A 13,103-nucleotide genomic window follows, 5' to 3' on the forward strand; every position below is an offset into this window, starting at 1 on the left:
ATCTTTCTAAAAGTGAATGTATTCTGAGTAATTACTCAGCTATCAAGAATGCTTTTTTTAATACGCACAAACTACCGCAACTAATCTAAATCAGCAAGGTTTGAAGTCACTATTGTTATTGAAAATTAAGGCGTTCACCATGCCAAATTGATGAATGTTTGAGCCCTCTGTCTGCCGAGGTTTGCATCTTCAAATAGTTTGGGTATATTGTGGTGCAATAGTAAGGCTATGATGGCATAGCTTGTCTCACCTGTGAAATATTTATGGCTCAATTCTTTAAAGCAACACCGACAAAAAGTGTCAAAAACCGAATTTTAAAAAATGTACAGGTTGAAAAACTTGATCATCAAGGTCGAGGTATTGCTTATTTCCAGAAAAAACCGTTGTTTATTGATGGTGCCTTACCGGGTGAAAAACTAGATATACAAATTCTTGAAAGTAAAAAGCGATATAGCAAAGGTGCGATTAAAAAAATCAATCAAGCGAGCGATTTACGCATTGAATCAAGTTGCCCACATTACAGTGAGTGCGGTGGTTGTCATTTACAGCATTTGAGCCATCAGTCTCAGTTAGAGGTGAAGGCAAATGGATTAGTGTCATTATTTAAGCGTTTTGCAAAGCAAGCGCCCGAACAACTCGAACCTGCGATTGTTGATCAGCCTTGGGGTTATCGACGAACCGCTCGCTTTGGGCTTCAATTTGATAGAAAGACCAAGCAGTTACGAATGGGATTTCGTCGCGCATTAAGTAATGATCTTATTGAACAGACAGTTTGTCCGGTTTTACTGCCGCAATTAGAGACATTAATTGTGCCTTTAAAAACATTATGGGGTGGATTAGAAAGTAAAGCTGACCTAGGGCATGTTGAACTTATTTCTGCAGATCAAGGCGCTGTGGTTTTACTGCGTCATCTTAAGGCTTTATCCAACGCTGATATCAATGCATTGTTAGCTTTTTCCAACGAACATCAGGTACAGTTTTATACTCAAGATAGTCATCATCAATTAACCTGTTTGAATAATAATGAACAATTGAGTTACCAACTAACTGAGTGGAAGTGTACGCTTAACTTTAATGCGACTGATTTTTTACAGGTCAACAGTAACGTTAATCAACAGATGGTTGCACAGGCGCTTAACTGGTTATCCTTGAACAAACGGGATGTCGTATTAGACTTATTCTGTGGACTTGGTAATTTCACGTTACCTATTGCCAAACAAGTTAATAAGGTTATTGGTATCGAAGGTATTCAAAAAATGGTGGATCGGGCTACCGATAATGCAGCTCTTAATCAAATTGATAATGCCGTTTTTCACCAAGCAGATTTAAGTGCCAGTGATGTAGAGAAACAAGCTTGGGCCAAGGAAGAATTTAATAAGGTGTTGTTAGATCCTGCGCGTGCTGGTGCTTTTGAATGTATGCCATTTATTATTAAACTAAGACCCTCACATATTGTCTATGTTTCCTGTGATCCGTTAACATTAGCAAGAGATAGTCAGTTATTACTCGATGGCGGTTATAAATTAGAAAAGCTCGGATTGCTTGATATGTTTCCACAGACTATGCATATGGAGTCGATGGCGCTTTTTGTTAGATAGGATAAAGAGATTAATCGTTAACGAGTAAAGTTAGCGACGCATTTAAAATACCTCGGTTGTCCGTTTTTATTTTGGAGATTTTTATGGTTTCAGTAAGAGATACGCATTTTTACCAGACAGCACAAAAGGATCCGAAAAAGTGGGTGACAACATTAGGCTTAAATAACCAAGATCAAACGTCACTGCTATCTAATTACAAAAAAACAATTAGTTTATGTAAAACACCAGAACAATTACCGTTACTTGAATTAGGTACCGAAATGGTCGAGATTCTAGTGACGTTAAATATGGATATGGATACCTTAAACGCCGCATTAGTGTTCCCGTTATTAGATAATAATATCATTGACCAAGAGCAAGTGAATGAAGAATGGCCGAACCGCATTGCCAAATTGGTAAAAGGGGCGGTGGATATGGAAGGTATTCGTGCGCTGCAAAATCAAGGTGGCACGAAAATTAGTGCCTCTCAGGTCGATAATCTACGTCATATGTTATTGGCTATGGTTGAAGATGTCCGTGCCGTGGTGATAAAACTTGCGGAACGTATTTGCTGTTTACGTCAAGTAAAAGGGGCTGATGAAGAACATAAGGTACTGCTTGCTCAAGAAATTTCTGATATTTATGCGCCACTCGCCAACCGTTTAGGGATTGGACAATTAAAATGGGAACTAGAAGATCTCGCATTTCGATACCTTGAACCAACTATCTACAAAAAAATTGCCAAACAACTCGATGAAAAACGAATTGATCGCGAAAACTATATCCAAGACTTTGTGTCTCGAGTCAAAGATTCTCTAGAAGAAATGCAAATACAAGGCACTGCTTATGGGCGTCCTAAGCATATCTATAGCATCTATCGAAAAATGCAGAAAAAGAACCTTAAATTTGAAGAGTTGTTTGATGTTCGAGCAGTCCGTGTTGTGGTTGAAAAACTGCAGGATTGCTATGCCGCATTAGGGGCTATTCACACCCAATGGCGACATATTCCGAGTGAGTTCGACGATTATGTTGCTAATCCTAAACCTAACGGTTATCAATCAATTCACACGATTGTATTGGGTGATCAAGGCAAAGCCATTGAAGTACAGATCCGTACTCAAAAAATGCACGACGATGCAGAGTTAGGGGTGGCAGCCCATTGGAAATACAAAGAAGGTAGTGCTGGCGGCAAAGCAGCTGGTGGGTATGAAGAGAAAATTGCTTGGTTGCGTAAGTTACTCGCTTGGCAAGAAGATATTTCCGACACCGACAATCTTGTGGATGAAGTACGCAGTCAAGTTTTCGATGACCGTGTGTATGTATTTACGCCGAAAGGTGAGGTCATGGATTTACCGGCGGGCTCAACACCACTTGATTTTGCATATTATGTGCATAGTCAAATCGGTCATCGTTGTATTGGTGCCAAAATTGGCAATAATATCGTGCCGTTTACTTATAAATTAAAAACCGGTGACCAAGTTGAAATATTGACTCAAAAAGAGCCCAACCCAAGTCGTGATTGGTTAAATCCTAATCTAGGTTATATTCACGCCCCACGAGCTCGACATAAAGTGGCCACATGGTTCCGTAAACAGGATCGTGATAAAAACGAGCAAGCGGGTAAAGAATTACTTGAAGCTGAACTGGTGAAAATAAAATTAAAATTGGGTGATGTTACACCGGCTATCGAGCGGTTTAATGTTAGTAACGTGGAAGATGTTTATGCTGGAATTGGTAACGGTGACCTGCGTATTAATCAAATTGTTCATTTTTTAGATGACCACTACCATAAACAAACGCTAGAAGAGCAAGATATTGCTGCGCTTGAAGCACTTGAAAAACGTAAAAATAATTTCACTCCTAAAAAATCAGAAGGGAATAGTATTATTATCGATGGTGTTGGTAATTTAATGCATAGCATTGCACGATGTTGTCAGCCCATTCCCGGAGAGGAAATTGAAGGTTACATTACTCAAGGTCGTGGTATTTCAGTGCATCGTAAACAGTGCGAACAGTTGGCTGATTTACGTGAAGCACATCCTGAACGTATTATTGAAGCAACCTGGGCGGAAACTTATTCTTCTGGTTATTCACTTACATTGCGTGTTGAAGCCTTAGACCGAAATGGGCTGTTAAAAGATGTTACAACTCTATTGTCCAATGAAAAAGTTAATGTGCTTGCAGTACACACCCAAACGAATACTAAAAAACAATCTGCCACACTGGATATCAGTATGGAAATTCATAATAGTGAAGAAAGTGATCGGATTATTGGTAAGCTGCAACAATTAAAAGAGGTTTTGGAAGTTAGACGGTTATAGCAGTTAATAGTGAGTTCCGAATGTGTATTTTATCGTTCGGAACTCATGGATTATTTCGTAATAGGGCAGACGTTTTTCCGGTAACCGACGAATGGTAGCGGAAAGCGACCGAGCAAATATTGTTTCGCATGTACCATTCCAACTAACATACTGAGTATAAAAGCGAGAATAATATTAGTGCCGCTGCCCAGGCTGGTAATCGCTGGGCCAGGACAAAAACCCGCTAATCCCCAACCTGCACCAAAGATAATGGCACCCCAAATTAACGTAGAATCAATTTGAGTATTGCTTGTCCAACTAAACGTATCGCCATTAATTGCCGTATTGCGCTTTTTAATAACCAAATGATAAATAGGCGTGAATACAGCCAGTGCACCGCCCATAACAAAGGCAAGACTCGGGTCCCAGTTGCCGGTGATATCTAAAAATCCTATTACTTTAGTGGGATTTACCATGTCAGAAATAATCATTCCAAGACCAAATAAGGTACCGGCAATCATACTGACAAGAATTTTTAAAAAATCTTTTTTAGACATTTAAAGCACTCCAAGTTGATTACGAATGAAAACAATAAACATAGCGGATGCCATAAATGCAAGGGTTGCAACAATAGAACGTTTTGAAAAGCGACCCATTCCGATAATACCGTGACCACTTGTACAGCCATTACCTAAACGCGTTCCAAAGCCAACTAATAAACCGGCAATTGAAACAACAATAATTGAAGCGCTAGTGGTGTCCGGGAAGCTAAAACCAAAGGGATCAAGGAGTAAAAAGCTTAGGATCATGCCAGTTAAAAAGGCCGCTCGCCAGCTTGCTTCATGTTTTTGCGGATTTAACAAACCACCAATAATACCGCTGATACCGGCTATTTTTCCAGTAAATAACATAAGTAAAGCAGCCGAAAGCCCCAATAATGCACCACCAGCTAAGGCCGACCAAGGCGTAAAATTTTCCATGAATGATTCTCTAGAAAGTAATTAATATTTATTTAAGGTTCTTTTTAAGGGCAAAAGGCTTCTTGTAATGCTTTTAGAATAATACTGACACGGCCATCTGCTAATGAATAGAAAACCTGTTGCGACTCTTTACGAATCTTAACGAGTTCATTTTTTCGAAGAACAGCCAAATGCTGCGAAAATGCAGATTGACTAAGTTGAGTGAATTCTCGTAATTCTGACACGCCCATTTCACCCTGTGCTAAAAGACATAACACAACCATTCTGTCTTTATGTGCCATTAATTTTATTAATTCACTTACCTGTTCAGCATTGTTATGAATTAGTGTTAATTTTTCGTTCATCATTTATCCCCATTTGAATATTAGCAATATTACATTAGTTATTAGCTTTCGCAATCTAAATTAGATAATTATTAATTAGACAAATCTAATTTACTTGTTTAATATACATTTCATCCTATCGCTACGTGGTGTTGAGGTTAAGAATGACAATTGAAAATGGAATTAAAGTATTTGCTGGAATCATGGTGTTAATTTCCGTGTTATTAACACAATTCGTTCACCCAGGATTCATTTGGTTTACCGTCTTTATCGGTTTTAACTTAATTCAAAGTGCATTTACTGGTATTTGTCCCGCTAGTTTTTTATTAAAAATACTCGGTTGCAAATCAGGTGATTGCTGTAAATAAAGTATTGAAACTGTACTCAGTTCAATAAATAAAAATCAGTGAAGGTTTATTCTTTTGCTGATTTTTTTATTTTCAATTTTTATTTAAATTTTTATATTTCAAAATATTGGGGAAATAGTATGTCTAAAAAAATAGTAATCATAGGTGGTGTTGCTGGTGGGGCATCGGCGGCGGCAAGAGCACGTCGTTTAGATGAATCAGCTGAAATTATTATGTTTGAACGTGGGTGTTTTGTTTCATTTGCAAACTGCGGATTACCTTATCATATTGCTGGTGATATCAAAGAGCGCAGTGATTTACTGCTACAAACGCCAGAAAGCTTCCTAGCGCGTTTTAATGTTGATGTACGGACAATGAGCGAAGTGATCTCGATTGATCGCGCTGCTAAAACCGTTACCGTGAAAAAAGTATTAGAAAACACAGAATATACTGAATCCTATGACTTTTTATTATTAAGCCCCGGCGCGGGTCCAATTGTGCCGCCAATTCCAGGTATTAAAAATCCGATCACCCATAGTCTTCGTAATATTCCCGATATGGATAAGATCATTAAAACAATTGAAATGAATCGCCCTGAACATGCAACGGTTGTTGGTGGTGGTTTTATTGGCTTAGAAGTGATGGAAGCATTACATCAACGTGGTATTAAAACAACGTTACTTGAGCTAGCTGATCAAGTCATGGCACCCGTTGATCGTGAAATGGCTGGTTTTGCACATGCAGAAATCGAAGCGCATGGTATCGATTTACGTTTAGGCGTGGCGCTTGAGTCCGTTGAGTATGTTAAGCACGCACATGTACCCAATTTAGAAATCGGTGAAGAATCACCTAATATTCACCTTGAAGGGCACTTAAATCTGCAATTAAGCGATGGTAATAACATCGAAACACAATTACTTGTAATGGCAATTGGTGTTAAACCTGAAACAACCCTAGCACAGGAAGCCGGATTAAAAATTGGTGAGCGAGGTGGCATTTGGACTACAACGGGGCTACAAACAAGTGATCCGTATATTTATGCGGTAGGTGATGCGATTGAAGAAGCTGATTTTGTAACCGGTAAGCAAACCTTAGTACCGCTTGCAGGGCCTGCAAACCGTCAAGGACGCATGGCTGCGGATAATATGTTTGGTCGTGAAGAAAAATACCAAGCCACACAGGGCACTGCTATTTGTAAAATTTTTGATATCGCCGTTGCTGCGACGGGGAAAAATGAAAAGTCTTTAAAACGCGAAGGTATTCCGTTTAAAAAAGTTTACGTACATACAGCAAGTCATGCGAGTTATTACCCTGGTGCAGAAATTATTTCATTTAAAGTATTGTATTGCCCTGATACATTGAAAATTTTAGGTGCACAGGCTGCAGGTAAAGATGGTATTGATAAACGCATCGATATTATGGCGGTGGCTCAGCGTGCTGGTATGACAATGGATCAGCTACAACATCTAGAGTTAACCTATGCGCCACCATATGGCAGTGCTAAAGATGTTATTAACCAAGCCGCTTTTGTTGCAAGTAATATTGAGAATGGCGATATCGCCCCAATTCAGTTTAACGAATTAGCTGATTTAACCGGTGATGAAATTTTCTTAGATGTGCGTGAACCGAATGAAATTGAAACTAACGGTGGTATAGAAGGCGCGATTAATATCCCTGTGGATCAACTTCGTACACGTATGGAAGAATTACCGAAAGATAAAGAAATAATTGTGTTCTGTGCTGTTGGTCTACGCGGCAATGTAGCTACTCGTCAATTGACCCATCGTGGTTATAAAGCACGTAATTTAATCGGTGGTTATAGAACGTTAGTATTTTCTAAAAAATAATCATTAAACTGCGAGTAATAAATAATAAAAGAGAAGCGCTAGCTTCTCTTTTTTTAAAAAAAGAAAATATAATTGCATGAATTGATTATTTTTTTAATAAAAACTACGCATGGTTAATCACACTTTACTATCCTATCAAGTAAATTATTTTAATAGTTGTTTTATTTTAAAAAAGAATCTGGCATTGTAATTTGATAATAACCATACAAACAGTTGGTTATTATCAAATGCATGTGGAAATAGATAAAATAAAGGCAGTCTCTTATTTAAAGGGAAGTGTCCTGTAACATTAGTGTTATGCGTTATTTAATTAGGAGAAATATGTTTTCTTATGTGGCTCGACAACCCATTGTTGATAGAAATAAAAAAACCGTTGCTTTTGAATTGCTTTATCGTGATGGTAATGACAATTCATTTCCTAATGTAAGTCCAGATTTCGCGACTAAAAGTATTTTGATGAATCAATTCCTATTTCATCAAAAGCGAATACTTGATGGAAAAATTGGCTACGTTAACTTTGGTTATGAAAGTCTGATTGAACGACTGCCATTTGACTTTCCTAATCGATCTTACACTATTGAAATATTAGAAGATTGTCCTCCGACCGATGCGCTTTTTAAAATTGTTGTCGAGTTGAAGAAAAAAGGATACACCGTTGCCTTGGACGATTTTGTACCGAGTAAAGAGTGGAGCCGTTTTTATAAATATATCGATATTATTAAATTTGATATCTTAAATTACCCTCTTTCTAAAGCAGCGCAAGATCTTACTTTTTTATCTCAATATGATATTAAATTTTTAGCTGAAAAAGTTGAAGATTATGCGCAATTTAATGAAGCGAAAGCCTGTGGCTTTCATTATTTTCAAGGTTACTTTTTCAGCAAACCGGAAGTGCTTCATACTAAAGCTATCGATCCGTCACTAAATGCAAAAATACAATTATCGGCTGCTATTTCAAAGGAAACATTAGATATCGATGAAATAGAGAAGATAGTGGCGAGTAATCCCGGATTATCCTTCAAACTGCTTAATTTTGTGAATGAATCCTCGCAAATAAAATCCCCTATTAAATCGCTTCAACAAGCACTGGTTTATCTGGGCGAAGACCGTATTCGTAAGTTTGTTACCTATGTTGTGATTAAAACTTTAAACCCCAACAAGCCCGGTATATTGTTTAATATGTCATTGCAACGGGCTAAATTCTTTGAATTGATTCTCGAATCAATGGGATTAAAAAAGCAAAAATCATTGGGGTATCTCTGCGGTATGTTAACGCTTATTGATGCTTTATTAGATGTTGAAATGGTATCGGTGATCTCCCCATTAAACTTAAATAGTGACATAAAATTAGCTTTATTAGAGCAAAAAGGCGTTTTAGGAAACATTATGAAGTTACTAAATGTTGTTGAAGTATCGAATTGGCAACATGCCGATGAGTTACTGGAACAACTTAATATCGATGAGACCGTTATTATTAATGCCTACGCCGAATCTATTATTTGGGCTGATAGCGTAATGGGATAATTCCTCCAAAACTAAAATAAATTTTTTCATTCCTTGCGTTTTTGTTTCGTATTGCTATTATCTTTTAATAAATCGAAACAAAAGCGAAACTTTAATGCAAAAGCGAAACAGTCGACAACGCCGTAATACCATTCTTAGCTTATTGAATAAGCAAGGAGAGGTCAGTGTTGATCAATTGTCTGTTCGTTTCGAAACCTCTGAAGTTACGATTCGCAAAGATCTCACCGAATTAGAAAAAAATGGCTTATTGCTTCGCCGTCATGGTGGTGCAATTCCTATTCCCGAAGAATTAATCGAAACACCCGTTGATCAAATATCCGAAAATAAAAAAAACATTGCGCATGCTGCGGCTAAATTATTGCGTGATCATAATCGAATCATTATTGATAGCGGCAGTACAACATCGGGGATTATCGAAGAGCTAAACGACAAACGTGGCATTTTAGTGATGACCAACTCACTGCAATTAGCTAATGCGATTCGAGAATTGGAAAATGAGCCTATATTATTGATGACCGGCGGCACATGGGATCCGCATTCAGAATCATTTCAAGGGCAAGTGGCAGAACAAGTATTACGTTCCTACGATTTTGATCAACTTTTTATTGGCGCAGATGGCATAGACCTCGAACGCGGAACGACGACTTTTAATGAATTAACCGGCTTAAGTAAAGTGATGGCCGAAGTCGCGCGTGAAGTGATTGTGATGGTCGATTCCGAAAAAATTGGACGACGTATTCCCAATTTAGAATTGCCCTGGAAACAAATTTCAGTATTAGTCACTGATGACCGACTGTCGGATAGTGATGTGAAACAAATAACGGAGCAAGGTGTGGAGGTTATTCTCGCGCCTTATTCAAACTAATTTAACTTATATAGGTATTACTATGTGTGGAATCGTTGGCGCTGTAGCGCAAAGAGATGTTGCTGAAATTTTAGTAGAAGGCTTACGCCGCCTAGAATATCGCGGATATGACTCAGCGGGTGTTGCCGTTGTAGACAGCGAAAAAAATCTAACTCGGGTACGTCGTTTAGGTAAAGTGCAAGAGCTTGCAGATGCAGTTGCACAACAGCATGTTGCAGGTGGTACGGGGATTGCGCATACACGTTGGGCAACTCACGGAGAACCTTCAGAAATCAATGCGCATCCACATGTGTCTGGTGCTATCTCTGTGGTTCATAACGGTATTATTGAAAACTACGTGGCACTTCGTACCCTGTTACAGGAACGTGGTTATGAGTTCGTATCGCAAACCGATACCGAAGTGATCGCACACCTGGTTGAATGGGAGCGTCGTACATCTTCAACTCTCGTTGAAGCACTACAAAAAACAGCGCTTCAACTTGAAGGTGCTTACGGAACAGTTGTTGTTGATAGTCGTGACCCTGAACGTATCGTGGTGGCACGTTCTGGTAGTCCAATCGTTATCGGTTTAGGTATTGGCGAAAACTTCCTTGCCTCTGACCAACTTGCATTATTAAGTGTAACGCGTCGTTTTATGTACCTTGAAGAAGGCGATGTTGCTGAAATTACTCGCCGTGACGTACATGTCTTTGATCAATCTGGTGCTGCAGTTGAACGAGAAGTGGTTGAGTCTACTGTTGAACATGATGCTGGTGATAAAGGTAAATACCGTCACTTTATGCAAAAAGAAATTTTTGAACAACCAAGTGCATTAATCAGTGTCATGGAAGGGCGCATTAGTAATGAACATGTGCTTGTTGAAGGTATGGGGAATGGCGCAAAAGACATTTTAAGCAAAGTTGAACACGTACAAATCATCGCCTGTGGTACATCATATAACTCTGGTATGGCTGCGCGTTATTGGTTCGAAGCGCTTGCGGGGGTAAGTTGTGATGTCGAAATCGCCTCCGAATTCCGTTACCGTGACTTTATGGTGCGTCCAAACAGTTTACTACTTACCTTATCTCAATCGGGTGAAACTGCGGATACATTAGCGGCATTGCGTTTAGCAAAACAAAAAGGTTACATGTCGGCAATGACCATTTGTAACGTATCGGGTTCATCGCTTGTGCGTGAATCTGACCTTGCCTTTATGACCCGAGCTGGAACTGAAATTGGTGTTGCATCAACCAAAGCATTCACTACACAACTGGCCGCAATGTTAATGATGGTAACCGCAATCGGTAAAGAAAAAGGCACAATCGATAGCCAAAAAGAAACTGAAATTGTTAAATCTTTACATTCTTTACCCGCTGAAATCGAAAAAGCGTTGGCCTTTGATGAACCCATTAAAGAACTTGCCGTTGATTTCGCTGATAAACACCACACCTTATTCCTAGGCCGTGGCGAGTACTACCCAATCGCAATGGAAGCCGCACTGAAAGTAAAAGAAATTTCATATATTCACGCAGAAGCTTATGCCGCAGGTGAGCTTAAACATGGTCCATTAGCGCTAATTGATGCCGATATGCCAGTGGTTGTGGTTGCACCGACCAATGACCTACTTGAGAAATTAAAATCTAATATCGAAGAAGTACGTGCGCGTGATGGTTTATTGTATGTATTTGCCGATGAAACAGCGGGCTTTGAAGCAAGCGAAAACATGAAAATTATCACTATGCCGCATGTTGATGAAATTATTGCACCAATTTACTACACCGTGCCAATGCAATTACTGGCTTACCATATCGCCCTAATTAAAGGAACCGATGTTGACCAACCACGTAACTTAGCAAAAGCCGTGACTGTAGAATAAAAATCATTTAAAACAATGGGTTAATTTATTTTTCTGTTGTTATTTAAATTAAAAAAGGCGATGATATTTACGTATCATCGCCTTTTTATTTTATGGTAGGATACCAATATCTACAAGCTAGTAGACTACTTAACTAAAGGATTAAGCATGATAGAAAGACAGCAGACTAAGCAACGCATGAGTCGTATCGTAAAGCATAACGGCACCATTTACCTGTGCGGGCAAGTGTGTGCCGATGCCACAAAAAATATCACCGAACAAACTCAAACTATGCTTGATAAAGTGGATGAATTACTGTTAGAGGCGAGTAGCGATCGTAAGCATATTCTTTCTGCTACTATCTATGTTAAAAGTATGGCTGAACACTTTGCTCCAATGAATGCCGTGTGGGATGCTTGGATACCAGAAGGTTATGCCCCTGCCAGAGCCTGTGTTGAAGCAAGCATGGCCAGAGAGGCATTATTAGTTGAGATCTCCGTCGTTGCGGCTGAGAAATAGTGATTAACATTTTACAATCTAGCGTATTTAACATTTGTAAATATCGCGATAGAAAGGCAAATCGACAATGATTTGCCTTATGCTCTTAATCTTGGACTAATACGCTTTAAAATTTATACACAACCCCGACTGATGCATACTTCATATCCGTTGAAAAATCAGCATTATCAATATCATCGCTGGCACTATCTACATCTAAATCATTGTCATAGAGTGTATAATCTACTTTTACTGCCCAGTTTTTATCGATATGATAGCTTGCGCCTACTCCTGCAAATAATCCGGTATCATCTTCACTCTCATCAATACCTAGCACAGAATAATCGGTTTCATACCATAATTGACCGCCTCGAACATAAACATCGATGCTATTCGTTACGGGGAATCCTAACTTTAATCCCAATGTGTACCCATCTGTTTCGGCATTTGCCAAGTCATTTCCGTAAGTACCAAAATCGACATAACTACCTTCAACAGCGACATATTTATTGACCGCATAACCCGCGAATATCTGATATGCATCTTTATCATCATCAAACTCTTCATCGCCATCTACGCGCAAATAACCATAGTCACCACCGACATAAATACCTGCAGCATCGGTCTCGGGATCATAGGATTCTGCTTGTACTGCTGAGCTTAAAAAACCAGTTGAAATGACTACACACGCTAATATTGTCTTTTTCATTATATGCTCCATAAGTTAGTTAATATTTATACCCGTTACCAATCAAGCTGCTGATTTCTGAATCTTGAATGGTAACGGATATATACTGAATTGTGCCTCAGATAATGAGTAACATTACAAATTTCATGCCAGTAGATAGCCCATTGAAAGTGCTGGTTTTGGTCTAAAATCGTACAATTTTTTGTTGTTATATGAAGTTTTTATAATTAACTATGAAAAAATTACACAGCGTTAGGGGGGCGATTTTTAATCAAGAGTCGTGTTGATTAAATGGAATATGTTTTAGGTATTTTTAGCCG

Annotated in this window: 12 protein-coding genes; 8 read left to right on the forward strand and 4 right to left on the reverse strand. The window is 38.8% G+C overall.

The window, feature by feature from the left end; genetic code table 11:
* Nucleotides 1-263: 263 nt before the first annotated feature.
* Both rlmD and relA read left to right on the forward strand, forming a co-directional pair.
* On the forward strand, nt 264-1,598 hold the full coding sequence (gene rlmD / locus ACR30L_RS03055; RefSeq protein ID WP_435236576.1) for a 23S rRNA (uracil(1939)-C(5))-methyltransferase RlmD: 1,335 nt from the start codon (nt 264-266) through the stop codon (nt 1,596-1,598).
* Between the two features lie 83 nt (nt 1,599-1,681).
* Entirely contained in the window at nt 1,682-3,898 is a 2,217-nt protein-coding gene (relA, locus tag ACR30L_RS03060) for a GTP diphosphokinase (protein WP_435236577.1), read from the forward strand.
* A 50-nt stretch (nt 3,899-3,948) separates the two neighbouring features.
* Here the strand turns inward: relA and ACR30L_RS03065 are convergent, their stop codons facing one another.
* Genes ACR30L_RS03065 through ACR30L_RS03075 form a run of 3 tightly spaced genes read right to left on the reverse strand, consistent with a single transcriptional unit; the run spans nt 3,949 to nt 5,204 of the window.
* Nucleotides 3,949-4,434, reverse strand: a complete 486-nt coding sequence (locus ACR30L_RS03065) for a DUF6691 family protein (protein WP_435236578.1) — start codon at nt 4,432-4,434, stop codon at nt 3,949-3,951.
* Complete coding sequence (locus tag ACR30L_RS03070; protein WP_435236579.1) at nt 4,435-4,857, reverse strand: YeeE/YedE family protein; 423 nt, start codon at nt 4,855-4,857, stop codon at nt 4,435-4,437.
* Between the two features lie 44 nt (nt 4,858-4,901).
* Nucleotides 4,902-5,204 carry an ArsR/SmtB family transcription factor gene (locus tag ACR30L_RS03075; RefSeq protein WP_435236580.1) on the reverse strand — a complete coding sequence of 101 codons (303 nt, stop codon included), beginning with the start codon at nt 5,202-5,204 and terminating at the stop codon, nt 4,902-4,904.
* A gap of 140 nt (nt 5,205-5,344) precedes the next feature.
* On the opposite strand from ACR30L_RS03075, the gene ACR30L_RS03080 reads away from it, so the two are divergent.
* From ACR30L_RS03080 to ACR30L_RS03105, 6 genes are all read left to right on the forward strand, one after another.
* Complete coding sequence (locus tag ACR30L_RS03080) at nt 5,345-5,548, forward strand: YgaP family membrane protein (RefSeq protein WP_435236581.1); 204 nt, start codon at nt 5,345-5,347, stop codon at nt 5,546-5,548.
* Between the two features lie 119 nt (nt 5,549-5,667).
* Entirely contained in the window at nt 5,668-7,374 is a 1,707-nt protein-coding gene (locus tag ACR30L_RS03085; protein WP_435236582.1) for an FAD-dependent oxidoreductase, read from the forward strand.
* A 321-nt stretch (nt 7,375-7,695) separates the two neighbouring features.
* Nucleotides 7,696-8,898: an EAL and HDOD domain-containing protein gene (locus ACR30L_RS03090; protein ID WP_435236583.1), complete on the forward strand. Its 1,203-nt coding sequence runs from the start codon at nt 7,696-7,698 to the stop codon at nt 8,896-8,898.
* Nucleotides 8,899-8,992: 94 nt separating this feature from the next.
* On the forward strand, nt 8,993-9,763 hold the full coding sequence (locus ACR30L_RS03095) for a DeoR/GlpR family DNA-binding transcription regulator (RefSeq protein ID WP_435236584.1): 771 nt from the start codon (nt 8,993-8,995) through the stop codon (nt 9,761-9,763).
* A gap of 22 nt (nt 9,764-9,785) precedes the next feature.
* On the forward strand, nt 9,786-11,618 hold the full coding sequence (glmS, locus tag ACR30L_RS03100) for a glutamine--fructose-6-phosphate transaminase (isomerizing) (protein WP_435236585.1): 1,833 nt from the start codon (nt 9,786-9,788) through the stop codon (nt 11,616-11,618).
* A gap of 147 nt (nt 11,619-11,765) precedes the next feature.
* Nucleotides 11,766-12,116 carry a RidA family protein gene (locus ACR30L_RS03105; protein ID WP_435236586.1) on the forward strand — a complete coding sequence of 117 codons (351 nt, stop codon included), beginning with the start codon at nt 11,766-11,768 and terminating at the stop codon, nt 12,114-12,116.
* 106 nt (nt 12,117-12,222) lie between these two features.
* Here the strand turns inward: ACR30L_RS03105 and ACR30L_RS03110 are convergent, their stop codons facing one another.
* Entirely contained in the window at nt 12,223-12,804 is a 582-nt protein-coding gene (locus tag ACR30L_RS03110) for an outer membrane beta-barrel protein (RefSeq protein ID WP_435236587.1), read from the reverse strand.
* Between the last annotated feature and the right edge of the window lie 299 nt (nt 12,805-13,103).

Source organism: Psychromonas saccharinae, from assembly GCF_051201515.1.
Lineage (GTDB): Bacteria > Pseudomonadota > Gammaproteobacteria > Enterobacterales > Psychromonadaceae > Psychromonas.

Bases quoted from the DNA above. Each gene is read 5' to 3' on its own strand.
- ACR30L_RS03070 (WP_435236579.1), bottom strand. From the start codon at position 4,857: ATGGAAAATTTTACGCCTTGGTCGGCCTTAGCTGGTGGTGCATTATTG.
- ACR30L_RS03110 (WP_435236587.1), bottom strand. From the start codon at position 12,804: ATGAAAAAGACAATATTAGCGTGTGTAGTCATTTCAACTGGTTTTTTA.
- ACR30L_RS03085 (WP_435236582.1), top strand. From the start codon at position 5,668: ATGTCTAAAAAAATAGTAATCATAGGTGGTGTTGCTGGTGGGGCATCG.
- glmS (WP_435236585.1), top strand. From the start codon at position 9,786: ATGTGTGGAATCGTTGGCGCTGTAGCGCAAAGAGATGTTGCTGAAATT.
- rlmD (WP_435236576.1), top strand. From the start codon at position 264: ATGGCTCAATTCTTTAAAGCAACACCGACAAAAAGTGTCAAAAACCGA.
- ACR30L_RS03090 (WP_435236583.1), top strand. From the start codon at position 7,696: ATGTTTTCTTATGTGGCTCGACAACCCATTGTTGATAGAAATAAAAAA.
- relA (WP_435236577.1), top strand. From the start codon at position 1,682: ATGGTTTCAGTAAGAGATACGCATTTTTACCAGACAGCACAAAAGGAT.
- ACR30L_RS03095 (WP_435236584.1), top strand. From the start codon at position 8,993: ATGCAAAAGCGAAACAGTCGACAACGCCGTAATACCATTCTTAGCTTA.
- ACR30L_RS03075 (WP_435236580.1), bottom strand. From the start codon at position 5,204: ATGATGAACGAAAAATTAACACTAATTCATAACAATGCTGAACAGGTA.
- ACR30L_RS03065 (WP_435236578.1), bottom strand. From the start codon at position 4,434: ATGTCTAAAAAAGATTTTTTAAAAATTCTTGTCAGTATGATTGCCGGT.
- ACR30L_RS03080 (WP_435236581.1), top strand. From the start codon at position 5,345: ATGACAATTGAAAATGGAATTAAAGTATTTGCTGGAATCATGGTGTTA.
- ACR30L_RS03105 (WP_435236586.1), top strand. From the start codon at position 11,766: ATGATAGAAAGACAGCAGACTAAGCAACGCATGAGTCGTATCGTAAAG.